We start from the raw sequence: 14,066 nt of genomic DNA, 5'->3' as shown, positions 1-14,066 counted from the left end.
TTAGAAAACTATAAATTATTTTGAAGGCTTAACTTTAATAGTATCAGTATTACCTTTATTAGCTGCATTTAAAGCTTCTTTAGCTAATAATTTAAAATCATTAGATGAAGTAGTTGCACCAGAAATGTTATCTATTTCATCTACATTTCCTTTTTCAACTAATGCAGTGCTAAACTCTTTTGAGAACTTAGCAGGATAAGAATCAGAAGCTTTTTTCATGTTTTCTTCATATTCTTTATCTTCACTTTTAAGTTTTCCTTCAGCATTTACATAATCAGATTTAGCTTCTGTTATTTTTCCATCTGCAACTTTTATTTCAACAAAGCCTACCCAACCATGGTCATCAGCTTCAGAAAATTCAGCTTTATAACTTCCGTCTTGTGGACCTTTAGCAGTTGAAGAACCACATCCAACTAATAGTGTTCCTGCTACTAATGTTGCACCTATAATACTAACTAATTTTTTGTTCATAAAAAAACCCCCTGTTAAAACTAAAATAAATTTTATTTTATATTGACTAAAAAAAAACAATAAATTTAATAAATTCAATTTCAAGAATTCTCTATTTATTATTAATTTTATATAAAAAATAAGAAAAAGTAAAGATTATTATAGAAAAATTAAAATAAATTTAAAAAAAAGCTCTATTTAGCCAAATTTCATATGTAATAGTTAAATAGTAGGTTAAAACAGGGAATTATAAAAATTTAAATTTAAAATTATACAAAAATAGCAGTTATTTATTTATCAATTTTAAAAAAGTGAAGGAATATAATTTCACTTTAAAAAATTTAAAAATTAAGTTACTTTCTATAAGGTAGTTTCATTAAATATTTACTTGAAAATAATAAAAAGCTAGAAAGCTACAAGTTATTTTAGTAAAATAACTATAATAAGGCATATTCATTGTATTAAGATTTTATTATTTTATATGCCTAAAACAAATTGATAGGATGGAAAGGTGATATGAAAGTTATAAAAAAATTAGATATTATAATTATAGTTATTCTTTTTTTTATATCCTTTATACCGTATTTGGTGTTTTATGTAAATAATTCAGGCGCAATATCAGAACAAGTTTATGCAGTAGTAACTAGTGATGGAAAAGTTTTTAAAGAAATAAGACTTGATAATCATGTAGGAGAAGAGGAATTTAAATTAGAAACTAAAAACGGATATAATATTATAAAAGTGATGGATAATAAAATAGGTATAATTGACTCTGATTGTAAAGATAAAGTTTGTAAACAAGTTGGATATATACATAGGGTAGGTGAAACTGTGGTTTGCTTACCCCATAAAGTTGTGATTGAAATAAAAGGAAACATAAAAAATAATAATACTGAAGAAGATTTTATATCTGGATAGGAGAATATTGTGAAGAAAACTAGCAAATTAGTATATATATCATTGTTGATATCTCAAGCATTAGTTTTACATATAGTAGAGGGTATGCTTCCTATACCATTTATAACTCCAGGTGCAAGACTTGGATTATCCAATATCATAACGGTTATAGCATTATATACTTTAAATTATAAAGAAACATTTTTAGTATTGGCAATTAGAATAGTACTATCAGTTATGTTTGGTGGAAGTGTGTCAAGACTAATGTATAGCTTAGGTGGAGCAATTTTTAGCTTTATATCAATGGCTATAATTAAAAAATTATTAAAGAATAAGGTAAGTATAATAGGTGTAAGTGTTATAGGTGCTGTATTTCATAATATAGGTCAATTAATAGTAGCATCATTAATTGTTGAAACATGGGGTGTTTTATTATATCTGCCGATACTTACTATAGCAGGAATTGGAACAGGAATTTTTGTAGGGTTTACTTCATATTATGCTTTAAGTCATTTAAAAACAATTAATAAAAAAATGAACAATGGTTTTATGTAAAGTAAATAAATTATTTTAAAATTTAATAGAGTTGATTAAAAAGTAAACTGAATTTTATTTTTTGTGAATAATTAATACAAAACAAAGAATAAAAATTCAGTTTTTTATAATTTATATATTCTATTTTGAATTTATTAATTTTATATTTTAAAATAGTTAAATTGAATTTTATTTAAAATACAAATAAAATACATTATAAACAAAAAAATAGTTATATTCTTTAAAAGAATAACAGATTAATTAATACATTTTAGTTTGAAAAATTATATAGATTATAAAAAATAATTAAAAGATATAGAATATTTCATAAATAGAGTGTATAATAAAATTGAGTTTACAGAAAATTCTTTGAGAAATATAGATTTTATAAAAATTAATGATAATATATTTATTAAAGTTATTTAAAAATATATTACAAAATTTTAATGATTTTAAAGTCATTGATACTTGAATAGATAAATATATATAGATTAAGTTGCGATAAAAATTTTTAGACTATTCATATATTTGTAAATTTTTTATCTATAAATATACGAGTATAAAATTATGGGGTATAATAGAATAATTTGTTAATAAAAAAACAAATATATAGTCTAGACACTATATAGTTAATTAAATGTCAAAAATGTAATCATTTACCATTGAATACAAAGAATCTATTTAAAATTCAAATAGTATAAAATATAATATTAGATTAAGTTATATTAAGGTGTTAAAGTTTTATATAATAAATAACTTATAGTTTATTAATAGTTAAATTTTTATGTTTAAATTTATACAATCATTAATAAAAGTTAACAATATATCATATTCTATTAATGATATAGGGAAACAAGCTAAAATTTAAGATTATTCAAATAGATTTAAAATATTTTCATTTTAAATGTAGGTTGAATTTAGATGGTTGAAAGCTTGCATCACTCTTTTGGGTATTCAAATTTCAAAATAAATTTTGATGGCAATTTGAAACCTTATAAAAAGAAAAACATAAAATTTATACTTAACTAAAATTAATAAAAAATTTTAGAAAAATCTTATTTTGCTTTTATTTTAAATGTATAGATTTAAATATTAATTTAAATACAAATTATTAAAATATTTTTATTTAGGGGGATTTTAATCATGAGAGAAGTAGTAATTGCTAGTGCAGTAAGAACACCTATAGGTTCATTTGGAGGTGGCTTATCTAAATTTTCAGCTGTAGACTTAGGAGTTTTAACAGCTAAAGAGGCAATAAAAAGAGCTGGAATAAGTGCAGATGTTATAGATGAAGCTATAATCGGTTGTGTTTTATCAGGTGGATTAGGACAAAACGTTGCTCGTCAAATTGCTGTAAAAGCTGGATTAAAAGAAGAATCAACAGCTATGTCAATAAATAAAGTTTGTGGATCAGGTCTTAGAGCAGTTAGTTTAGCAGCACAAATAATTAAAGCTGGCGATGCTGATGTTATGTTAGTAGGTGGAGCAGAAAGCATGAGTACTGCACCATATGTTTTACCAAATAACAGATGGGGACAAAGAATGGGTGACGGAACAGTTGTAGATACAATGATAAAAGATGGTTTATGGGAAGCATTTAACAACTATCATATGGGAATAACAGCTGAAAACGTTGCTGAAAAATACGGCATAACTAGAGAAATGCAAGATGAATTTGCTTTAAATAGTCAATTAAAAGCAGAGAGAGCAATAAAAGAAGGAAGATTCAAAGATGAAATAGTTCCAGTTGAAGTTCCTCAAAGAAAAAAAGATCCAATAATATTTGATACTGATGAGTTCCCAAAATTTAATATGACAATAGAAAAGCTAGCTAAGTTAAAGCCAGCATTTAAAAAAGATGGTACAGTAACAGCAGGAAATGCATCAGGAATAAATGATGGATCAGCAATGTTAATTGTGATGTCTAAAGAAAAAGCTGATGAATTAGGAGTAAAACCTTTAGCAACTATTAAATCTTATGGATCAGCAGGTTTAGATCCAAAAATAATGGGTTGTGGACCAATTCCAGCTACAAAAAAAGCATTAGAAAAAGCTAATTTAAAAATTGAAGATATAGATTTAATTGAAGCTAATGAAGCTTTTGCATCTCAATCTATAGCAGTTGCAAAAGATTTAAATTTAAATACAGAAATAGTAAATGTTAATGGAGGAGCTATAGCATTAGGTCATCCAATCGGTGCATCAGGTGCTAGAATTTTAGTTTCTTTAATTCATGAAATGGCTAAAAGAGATTGTAAAACAGGTCTTGCTACACTATGCATAGGTGGTGGACAAGGAACTGCTTTAATAGTAGAAAGATAATAATTTAAAAGTTATACTATATTTACAAGGGAGATTAATTAATTTTAATTTCCCTTTTTTAAGCGAATAAAATATTAAATAAAATAGTTGTTTTTATTATAAAATTATAATTTATTTATTAATAGAAGCTTTGCAATACTTTAAAATAAGTAATGCAAAGCTTTTAATTTTTTATAGAGTGTTATAAATATGTCAATTAGTATGTGGTGTAAAATAAAAAAATAAAATAAAAAATGTGTTATAAAAATTATAAATCTGGGTTCTATATATATGAGTGTACAAAATTATAAAAGTAAATAAATATTTATAAGAATTTAAAATTAATTTACATATTAAATACAGATAAACTTTACAAATAGAACTAGGAGAGGATTTAACATTTATGGAATTTGAAGAATTATTTAAAGAATATTATGTGTATGTTGTTAAGCAAGTTATGAAAATTGTTAAAGATCAGGCTATAGCTGAAGATTTATCACAAGAAGTGTTTATGCAATTATACAAAATAAATTGGAGAGAAATTGAAAATGTTACAGGATGGTTTAATAAATCAGCTATATATGTTTCATATAATTATTTAAGATCAGAAAAAAGACATAAAGCTCGTATAGAAAAAGTAGGTAGTTTTATAGAAGAAGATATGGAGAGGGTTGATGAACAATATATTAGAAAGGAGGAAATTGAAAATGTACGGAATGTTATGGAAAAATTAAAGGAACAAGATAAAAAACTTTTATTATTGAGATACTCAGGACTTAAATATAAAGAAATAGCAGAAATACTACAAATAGAAACATCTAATGTAGGAACAATGTTAGTTAGAGCTCAGAAAAAATTTAGAGATATTTATAGAGAAAACTGGAGGTAAAAATATGAAGTGTTATGATTTAGGAATATTACAATCATATATTGATGGAGAACTTTCATCAGAAATGATGACAAAAGTATCTAAGCATTTAGATAGTTGTAAGGTTTGTCAGATCGAATTTAATAAACTACTAGAAATTAATGAATGGGAAATTGAACTAAGAAATCAGGATATACAAAGAGAAACAATTGATGTTGAAAAAGCATGGAATAAATTAGAAGATAATTTAAATAATCAAAACATAATTAGTAAAATTAGAGGAGTGTTTATAAATATGAACAAGAGAAATTTAAAAAAAATTACTACAGTTACAATGGCAGCATTAATGATAATGGCTTTACCTATGGCAGCAAAAGGAGTACAGAGTTTATTTTCAACTTATGTGCTAGAAGATTCTATTGTTAATGAAACACTAGTTAGGGAAGATGGAACAGTTGTAGATGGAACTAAAAATGGTCAGTTTCAAACTTTAGATAAAAAGATTATAGATAAGGATATTACTATTCATTTAACAGATTTATATGTTTCAGAATCTAGAGTATCTATTAATTATAGAATAGAGGATAAAGATGGGAATCTTATTCCTGTTGAGTATGATACTAAAGGCTTAGATTTAAAATATGATGGTATTAAAGATGGAAAACAAGTAGATGATCCTGAATATTATTTAGATAAAAAAGAGGGTACATTCTCAACACTTACATTTTTACAAAGTGAAGAAGGTCGTTCACCTTTCGAATTGTTTAAAGATGGAGATAAGCTAGAAATAGGTATTCGTGAGCTTGGAGAGAAAACAGAAGGAACTGTAACATTTGTTGGTTTTAATCCTTTAGAATATCCTGTGAATTTGGATATAAATGTTAATAAAATAGGAAAAGTTGTAGGTTCATGGAAGGGGCAAATTGAAATTAATCCAAATAAATAAGTTTTAGGTAAAGAATATTAATTGATTATAAAATAAAAAGCATTATTCAAAAGAATGATGCTTTTCTATTTTTAGAATTAGAGATGCTTGAAATCATTGTTTTAAAATTAAATATTATAAATAAATTAATGGTTATTTATAACTTATTCTATTGGGAAAATTTTTCACTGTATATTATAAGTAGATATACTAAAAATATTTATATTAGATTAATAAAATATTTTTAGTGAGGTGAATTATTAATGAAAAATAATAAAAGAAATGTATATGTGGGGATATTAGGAATTATAATATTTCTTTTAATAACATTTATATCATATTATATTTATGTTAAATCTAACACAGATAAATATGAATCTATAATATATCCTAATGTAAAAATTCAAGGATATAATGTAGGTGGACTCACTAAAGATGATGCAAAAAAATTATTAAATGCCAAATTTGAAACTCCTTTAGAAAAAAGTGGTATAATTATGGACTTTAAAGGGGAAAAAATTACTATTCCTTACAAAGATATAAAAGCTAATTATGATATTGATAAAGTTGTAGATAAGGCATTTAATTATGGAAAAGATAAAAATATTTATGAAAAATATAAGCTTATAAAAAAGCCACAAGAATTAAACTTAAGTTTAAGTTTTACTCATGATAAAAATATAGTCATAGATATATTAAATAAACTAGAACAAAAATTAAATAAAGAAAGTGTAGATGCAAAAATTGCTTTGACTGATGGAAAATTTATAATAACTCCACATAAAAATAAAGAAGAAATAGATAAAGATAAAATTTTAATGGATATAGAATCATTGATAATATCTAATAGAAATTTAAATACAAAGTATAATATTAAAGTTACAGAAAAAACTCCGAATATAACTACAGAGAATTTAAAAGATATAGATAAGCTTATAGCAAGTGCAAGAACCAAAATATCTCCAGGTGATGACGGCAGATTTAAAAATATAGAACTTTGTACTAATAGTAATAATGGTATATTGATAATGAATGGAAGTACATATAGTTTTAATGAACTAATTGGAGATACTACTGCAGCAAAAGGATATGTACCATCAAAGATAATAATAGATGGAAAACTTGAAGATGGAATCGGTGGAGGAATATGCCAAGTATCTACAACACTTCATAATGCTATATTAAATTCTGGAATAATACCTATAGAACGAAAAAATCATGATATGCCTGTAAGATACACAAATTTAGGTATGGATGCAACAATAGCTTATGATTATATAGATTATAAATTTTCTAATACATTAGGATATCCTTTATATATACAAAGTTACATAGAGAATAATGAAGTGGTTTTTAATATATATTCTAATAATTCTTTAAAGAGTAGAAATTATGAGTTTTTACAAGAAGTTTATTGGGAAAAGCCAATAGAAACAGAGTATATAGTTGATAATACAATTGCTATTGGTGATATGAAAATTAAAAATCCAGGTAGTATAGGTTATAAAGTAAAAACTTATAGAAATGTATATGAAAATAGTAAATTAATAGAATCTAAACTTTTATATGATGATTATTATAAACCTGTTAATAAAGTTATTCTAAAGCATGAGTAGCTCTAAAAGTTATATAGATAAGAAAAGTGAAATTTAAGCCTACATATAAATTAAAAAGTTGTATTAAGTTTATAGAGTTTAAATCTACATAAGATAAAACTTTTGACAAATATTTTCAAAAGTTTTGTTTTTTATTTAAATATAAATTTAAATAAGAAAATCGAAGATAATTTATAAAATTATTTAAAATCAGTTAAATTTGTAATAATTATGACACTGGAAAAGTGATATCTATATGGTATACTTATAGATGAAATTATGATAAATTTATTTAATAGTTGTTATAGAAATTTAAAATCATGATTAAATTATACTTGAAAGGTTTTAATTTCTAAAAGGGTTATGATAAGATTATAGTTCTTTAATAAAGCTAACTTTAAAATGATAACAAATATTAAAATTCAACAAATAAATTAAAGTTTTGGCTTGTTTCACTATAATACTTTAAGTTTTTTAAAAAATATGAAAGGAATTTTATTATATGGGCGAGGACTTAAAAAAAGATAAAAAATCAAAACTTCAAAAATTAAAAAATAATAAAAAACTAAAAATTGGAATGGCAATTTCTGCATTAGTAGTAGTTATTGCTATAGGTGGTGGAACTGCATACGTTAAAAGTACAGTTTCTAAATATGAAAATGCTATATATCCAGGTATGAGGATACAAGGTATCGACCTTTCAGGAAAAACAAAAGAAGAAGCTGTAAAAATTATAGACCAAAATTATAAAGCTAATATGGAAAAGAAGAAGATCGTAGTAAAAGCAGGTGGAAAAAACTATGATATAAATTATAAAGATTTATCTTTAAAGTTTGACTACGAAAAAACAGTGGATGATGTTCTAAAAGAAGGTAAAAATAATTCTACATTTGAAAAATTCAAGATGATAAAAAATGGAGAAGTTAAAGACCATGAAATCAAATTTACTTATGATGTAAAACCAATAGATGAAAAAATAAATGCTATTGCAAATGAACTTAATAAACCTAAGAAAGAAGCTACTATATCAGGTTATGGCGGTAATTTTAACATAACACCAGAACAAGTAGGATCTAAGTTAGATACGGAAAACTTAAAGGCAGAAATAATTAATAAAATGACTAAATCTAGTGCTTCTGAAAAGGAAGTTGTTATGGAAGGTAAAATGGTAGAGGACAAGCCTACTATTACTAAAGATGAGTTGGCTAAAATAGATACTTTAATATCAACTTATAGTACAAACTATGATCCTTCAAATTATAATAAAAGTGTAAATATTGAACTAGGTGCTAGTACTGTAAATGGAACATTATTAATGCCTGGAGAAAAATTTAGTTTTAATACAATAGTAGGAGATACTACACCGGATAAAGGATATATGTCTGGAATAGAAATAGTTGGTGATAAATTAGAGACTGGATATGGTGGAGGAATATGCCAAGTTTCAAGTACTCTACATAATGCAGTTTTGAGAATGGGTATTTTACCAGATTCTAGATTAAATCATAATTTGCCAGTATCTTATGTCCCTTTAGGATTAGATGCAACTATATCTTATGGTGGAGTGGATTATATATTTACTAATTCTACAAAGTATCCAATATATATAGAAGGTGTTGCCGGTGGAGGAACAGTTACTTTTAATATGTACTCTAACTCAGCTGTAAAAACATCTAAAAGTTATGAATTTACTAGTGAAGAATATGGAACTATACCAACAACTACAGAATATAAAGATGATTCTACATTGGCAGCAGGCAAAGAAGAAGTAACACAAAATGGATCTATTGGACATAAAGTTAAGGCCTATAGATTAACATATGAGAATGGAGTATTGATAAATACAGAGTTAATAAATACTGACACATATCAGCCATTACCTACGATAATTAGAAGAGGTACAGGAAAGGCTGAAACCAAAAAAGACGAAACTAAAAAAGACGAACCGAAAAAGGATGAAACTAAAAAGGAAGAATCTAAGCCACAAGATTCAAAGCCAGATGATTCTAAACCAGAAGAATCAAAACCTAATGAATCAAAACCAAATTAATAGTGATATAGATTAAATTAAAAGAGCGTCCAGTTATAAGGAGGCTCTTTTAATTTTAATAATATATATTAATGTTTGATATTGCTAATAATATTTATAAAAAAGAATATTATTATGAAAGCAACAAAAATATCTATAATACCTTTTGTGAAAGATGAGGCTATATTAAATACTACTAAGAGACTTTGTCTTAAAGAATATATTCCATATTGAAAGATAGATATTGTTGAAATTATTAAAGTTACTATGCTTCCACCTATACATAGAAGTAAAGCTATTTTCTTTAAAAAAATAGTGTTTTCTTTATTAAGTTCAAGTATTTTAAGCATTATAAGAATGGTAATTCCTATTATTAAAGCTTCTAAACTATTAATAAAAATTAACGATATTGATAAAAAATAACATAATAAAATCAAGGATTCTGTTTTAAGTTTTGTTATTTTTTTATGGGAAGGTAAAAATATTTTCCTTGTGGAAAAAGTTATTCTTAAAAATAAATCAAAAATAAATAAAATTAATAATATATTATTTATAAATAATATAATGTTACGCAATAGATATCACCTCAATATTAATGAAATTTAAATTGGTGCTTATTTCTATATATGATAAAATAAAAGTCAATTTTAATTCAATTATAGTTTATGCACATAATAAAAAAATAGGTATATATATATTTAGAAATTTTTAGAAATAATTAATAAGTTAAATTAAATTATTAACTATAATACAATATTTTAACTACAATGTAAAATATATATTTATAAAGGAAGAAGGTAATTTTATGAGTTTAAAAAGAATTTTTGCTGAATTTGAAAAAGTATTACTTTCTATGGAAAAACCATCTATTTACTTTAATGAGTTAATTGATAATGATGAATTTCCCAAGAAATATCCTTTTAATATGATTAGTGATTTAAAAAATGTCCCTCAATCTAAAGAACATCATCCGGAAGGCACTGTATGGAATCATACTATGCTAGTTATAGATAAAGCTGCTGTTTTAAAAGAAAAAAGTAAAAATATAAGAGCTTTTATGTGGTCAGCATTACTTCATGATATAGGTAAAAAACCTACAACGGTATTAAGAAAAGGAAGATATACTGCTTATGAACATGATATAGTTGGGGCTAAAATGGCAGAAGAATTTTTAAGATCATTTATAAATGATGAAAAATTCATAAATACAGTAAAAAATTTGATTAGATATCATATGCATATATTATTTATAGTTAAAGATATGCCATTTAAAGATGAAAAAGGAATGATCAATAATGTTGATTTAGATGAATTGGCGCTATTAGGTCTTAGTGATAGGTTAGGGCGAGGATTTATAAGTGAAGAAGCAATTGAAAAAGAATATAAAAATGTTAAAATATTCTTAGAAAAGAGCAATAAAATAAAAAATAATAAAAATGAGTAGTTTAATATAACCCATTTAAAAATTAATATTTAATAGTGTTTTGAGAAAAAAATGGAAAGGGCGTTATTGTGTGAAAGAAAAAATATTAAAAGCTTTAAAAGAAAATCCAGACAAGTTTTTATCAGGAGAGATGTTAAGTAAGGAATTGGGAATAACTAGAGCAGCTATTTGGAAACATATAAATTCCTTAAAAGCAGAAGGATATGAAATAGATTCTGTTTCTAAAAAAGGGTATAAGCTAATAGATGTTCCAGACTTACTTACTAAAGATGAAATTTTACCACGTTTAAATACAAAATATATAGGGAAAACATATGTGTATTATTCTAAAATAGATTCTACAAATAAAAAAGCAAAAGAATTAGCTACAGATGGGTTTGAGGAAGGAACTATTGTTATTAGTGAAGAACAAAGTTTAGGACGAGGTAGACTTGGCAGGGTATGGTATTCACCAAAAGGAAAAGGAATCTGGGTTAGCATTATATTAAAGCCAGATATACCAACTATGATGGCACCAAGAATTACACTTATTGGTGCAGCGGCAGTACATAGTGCATTAGAAGAGTTTGGAATAAAAAGTGAAATAAAGTGGCCTAATGATATAATATTAAATAATAAAAAAGTCTGTGGAATATTAACAGAGATGAGTGGAGAAATGGAAAAACTTAATTATATTGTTATGGGAATAGGTATAAATGTAAACACAGAAGAAAATGAACTTGAAAATGAATTAAATAAAATTGCCACATCATTAAAAATAGAATGCAAAAAAGAAATATGTAGAAAGCAATTACTTTGTAGTTTATTAAATCACTTTGAGAATTTTTATGATGCTTTTAAAGAATATGGAACCTTAGAAAATGTAATAAACATATGTAAGAAGAATTCAATTTTAATTGGAAAAGAAGTGAAAATAATTTCTTATGGAAAAGAAGTTGCAGCTAAAGTAATAGATATAGAAGATGATGGAGAATTAATTGTTAAGTATGATGATGGTACTGTTGGAAAAGTTCTTTCAGGAGAAGTTAGTGTTAGAGGTTTATATGGATATGTTTAAAAATATTTTATAATAATTTAAAGAAAATTATATAAAATAAAAAGGGCGAATTCTAAAAATATTAATATTATTTTAGACGCCCACTTTTATTTTATTCAGAGAAAAGTTTTAAATTAACCTCTATTCCAGAAGGAAGTAAATCTAAAATTATATATGAATAAAATCTTTCCTTCCTTTTACTAGAAGGAGAACCAGGATTTATAATTAAGGTTTTGTCTTTTGTTGTAATGAAAGGTTTATGGCTATGACCAAAAATAATTATATCTAAATTTTCATTTTCAAAAATTGCAGATACATTATCTAAGGTTGTTTTACTATCTCCATGACCGTGATAAATACCTATTTTGTAATTTTCTAAGGTAATAATTTCTTTTTCATTTAATATTTGTCTTGTTTCTTCTTTATCATTATTGCCGTAAACTGCAATAACATTAAAATACTTTTTTATATAAGGAAGAGTTTTAGCATTAGTAAAATCACCGGCATGGATTATTAAATCAACATCTTTTAATTTTGATTCTATTAAATTTTCTATTTTACTCAAATGTTTCCTAACATGAGTATCAGATATTACTGCTACTCTCAATTTATATCACCACCTTATTATAGTGTGTATAGTGAAGTAATCATAAATTAAAATTTATTCATTAGATGTATATCAACTTGTAGATTTTACAAAATAAATCTATTAATTTTATCTTATTAAAGTATACTATTATATGTTACTTTACATATAATGTAATAAAAGGTGATGAAGATGTTTTTTTACATAATATATGTTATTATATACTAGTATATATAGGTTGTGTATATTGGAATATATTAACTTATTCTTAGGGTATATAGTATGTTTATTTTAAATTATAAAATATTAGTATACTCTAATGGAGGATTATAAAATGCTAATACTTAACTTTTATTTAGTTACTGTTATATTTAGTATGTTAACAATAATGCTTATATTTTATGCACTTAATAATAATGAACAATTTCAATCAAAAATGTTCGATATGATGCTAAATAGTGAAAATAATGAAGATGATGATTCAAATAATTTTATTGATTTCATTATATCTATATATGTATTAATACCTATTATAAATATTATAGCGTCTATAGCATTATTGACAACTTTATATAGCAAGAAGAAAAATTAAATGCTACAAATAGAAAAAATTTGTAGTATTTTTGTTGTATAAAGAATTAAAATTTATTTTTTAGGATGGGGTAAAATGAAAACAATTGGACAGATGAAAGAAAAAACAATACATAGGCAGCTAAAGGAAATGTATTCTGAAGGTACTGGGGAAATGGAAGTTACATGCTTAGGTTATATTGTTGATGTAGTAAAAGAAAATATCGTATATGAAATTCAAAGTAAAAATTTTTATAATATAAAAGAGAAAATAAAAAAACTTTGTACTGAGAATAAAGTAGTACTGGTACATCCTATAGCAGTTGAAAATATTATAATAACTTTAAATAAAAAAGGGGAAATTATAAGGAGTAGAAAATCACCTAAAAAGGGTCAGGTAGAGAATATCTTTGATGAACTAGTTTCTGCTCCAGAGTTCATTAATGAAAAGAATTTAACAATACAAATATTACTTATATCAAAAGAAGAACTTAGAATTGATGATGGAAAAGGATCTTGGAGAAGGAAAGGTGTATCTAAATTAGATAATAACTTAGTTGGAATTTTTCAAACTATAAATTTAAATGAACCCTATGATTATTTGAGATTTTTATCTAAAAAAAGTATGAGTTTTACTAATAAACAATTAGCTAGTGAATTAAATATTTCCATAGGCATTGCTAGAAAAATTACATATACACTTAAAAAAGCAGGTATTTTAGATGGAACTGAGAAGATAGGTAGAGAAATTTTATACAAAATAAACAAATTTTAATATTATAAACAGTTGTTTAAAAAACTCGATATTTGTAGTATAATGAAGAAAATAGT

At 24.4% G+C, this 14,066-nt stretch carries 13 protein-coding genes; 11 read left to right on the top strand and 2 right to left on the bottom strand.

What is annotated here, in order from left to right:
• Window positions 1-15 precede the first annotated feature (15 nt).
• Entirely contained in the window at window positions 16-471 is a 456-nt protein-coding gene (locus KQI36_RS03995; RefSeq protein ID WP_216449689.1) for an FMN-binding protein, read from the bottom strand.
• A gap of 495 nt (window positions 472-966) precedes the next feature.
• Between KQI36_RS03995 and KQI36_RS03990 the strand changes: the two genes are divergently transcribed.
• From KQI36_RS03990 to KQI36_RS03950, 9 genes are all read left to right on the top strand, one after another.
• Window positions 967-1,368 (top strand): NusG domain II-containing protein, encoded by a 402-nt coding sequence (locus KQI36_RS03990; protein ID WP_244991464.1) that lies wholly within the window; start codon window positions 967-969, stop codon window positions 1,366-1,368.
• Window positions 1,369-1,377: 9 nt separating this feature from the next.
• Window positions 1,378-1,902 (top strand): Gx transporter family protein, encoded by a 525-nt coding sequence (locus tag KQI36_RS03985; RefSeq protein ID WP_216449688.1) that lies wholly within the window; start codon window positions 1,378-1,380, stop codon window positions 1,900-1,902.
• 1,122 nt (window positions 1,903-3,024) lie between these two features.
• The gene (locus KQI36_RS03980) at window positions 3,025-4,203 is read left to right on the top strand and encodes an acetyl-CoA C-acetyltransferase (protein ID WP_010293185.1); all 1,179 of its coding nucleotides are present in this window, start codon (window positions 3,025-3,027) and stop codon (window positions 4,201-4,203) included.
• A gap of 382 nt (window positions 4,204-4,585) precedes the next feature.
• Window positions 4,586-5,071, top strand: a complete 486-nt coding sequence (locus tag KQI36_RS03975; protein WP_216449687.1) for an RNA polymerase sigma factor SigX — start codon at window positions 4,586-4,588, stop codon at window positions 5,069-5,071.
• Between the two features lie 4 nt (window positions 5,072-5,075).
• On the top strand, window positions 5,076-5,996 hold the full coding sequence (locus tag KQI36_RS03970) for a zf-HC2 domain-containing protein (protein ID WP_216449686.1): 921 nt from the start codon (window positions 5,076-5,078) through the stop codon (window positions 5,994-5,996).
• 242 nt (window positions 5,997-6,238) lie between these two features.
• Window positions 6,239-7,591: a VanW family protein gene (locus KQI36_RS03965; protein WP_216449685.1), complete on the top strand. Its 1,353-nt coding sequence runs from the start codon at window positions 6,239-6,241 to the stop codon at window positions 7,589-7,591.
• A 481-nt stretch (window positions 7,592-8,072) separates the two neighbouring features.
• A complete protein-coding gene (locus KQI36_RS03960) occupies window positions 8,073-9,620 on the top strand; it encodes a VanW family protein (protein ID WP_216449684.1) in 1,548 nt (515 codons plus the stop codon).
• A gap of 784 nt (window positions 9,621-10,404) precedes the next feature.
• Window positions 10,405-11,043: an HDIG domain-containing metalloprotein gene (locus tag KQI36_RS03955; RefSeq protein ID WP_216449683.1), complete on the top strand. Its 639-nt coding sequence runs from the start codon at window positions 10,405-10,407 to the stop codon at window positions 11,041-11,043.
• Between the two features lie 70 nt (window positions 11,044-11,113).
• Entirely contained in the window at window positions 11,114-12,100 is a 987-nt protein-coding gene (locus tag KQI36_RS03950) for a biotin--[acetyl-CoA-carboxylase] ligase (protein ID WP_216449682.1), read from the top strand.
• Window positions 12,101-12,191: 91 nt separating this feature from the next.
• On the opposite strand, the gene KQI36_RS03945 is transcribed toward KQI36_RS03950, so the two are convergent.
• Window positions 12,192-12,686, bottom strand: coding sequence for a metallophosphoesterase family protein (locus KQI36_RS03945; RefSeq protein WP_010293174.1), 495 nt, complete (start codon window positions 12,684-12,686; stop codon window positions 12,192-12,194).
• Between the two features lie 313 nt (window positions 12,687-12,999).
• On the opposite strand from KQI36_RS03945, the gene KQI36_RS03940 reads away from it, so the two are divergent.
• Entirely contained in the window at window positions 13,000-13,257 is a 258-nt protein-coding gene (locus KQI36_RS03940) for a hypothetical protein (protein ID WP_010293172.1), read from the top strand.
• Between the two features lie 75 nt (window positions 13,258-13,332).
• The gene (locus tag KQI36_RS03935; RefSeq protein ID WP_216449681.1) at window positions 13,333-14,010 is read left to right on the top strand and encodes a DUF8091 domain-containing protein; all 678 of its coding nucleotides are present in this window, start codon (window positions 13,333-13,335) and stop codon (window positions 14,008-14,010) included.
• The last annotated feature ends 56 nt before the right edge of the window (window positions 14,011-14,066 follow it).

The organism is Clostridium senegalense, assembly GCF_018916625.1.
Taxonomy (GTDB): domain Bacteria; phylum Bacillota; class Clostridia; order Clostridiales; family Clostridiaceae; genus Clostridium_J; species Clostridium_J senegalense.
Note: the sequence above shows the minus strand (reverse complement) of the source record. Positions and strands in the feature narration are given on the sequence as shown.

Coding starts and splice junctions, on each gene's coding strand:
- KQI36_RS03995 (WP_216449689.1), bottom strand. CDS start 471: ATGAACAAAAAATTAGTTAGTATTATAGGTGCAACATTAGTAGCAGGA.
- KQI36_RS03990 (WP_244991464.1), top strand. CDS start 967: ATGAAAGTTATAAAAAAATTAGATATTATAATTATAGTTATTCTTTTT.
- KQI36_RS03980 (WP_010293185.1), top strand. CDS start 3,025: ATGAGAGAAGTAGTAATTGCTAGTGCAGTAAGAACACCTATAGGTTCA.
- KQI36_RS03975 (WP_216449687.1), top strand. CDS start 4,586: ATGGAATTTGAAGAATTATTTAAAGAATATTATGTGTATGTTGTTAAG.
- KQI36_RS03970 (WP_216449686.1), top strand. CDS start 5,076: ATGAAGTGTTATGATTTAGGAATATTACAATCATATATTGATGGAGAA.
- KQI36_RS03965 (WP_216449685.1), top strand. CDS start 6,239: ATGAAAAATAATAAAAGAAATGTATATGTGGGGATATTAGGAATTATA.
- KQI36_RS03960 (WP_216449684.1), top strand. CDS start 8,073: ATGGGCGAGGACTTAAAAAAAGATAAAAAATCAAAACTTCAAAAATTA.
- KQI36_RS03955 (WP_216449683.1), top strand. CDS start 10,405: ATGAGTTTAAAAAGAATTTTTGCTGAATTTGAAAAAGTATTACTTTCT.
- KQI36_RS03940 (WP_010293172.1), top strand. CDS start 13,000: ATGCTAATACTTAACTTTTATTTAGTTACTGTTATATTTAGTATGTTA.
- KQI36_RS03935 (WP_216449681.1), top strand. CDS start 13,333: ATGAAAACAATTGGACAGATGAAAGAAAAAACAATACATAGGCAGCTA.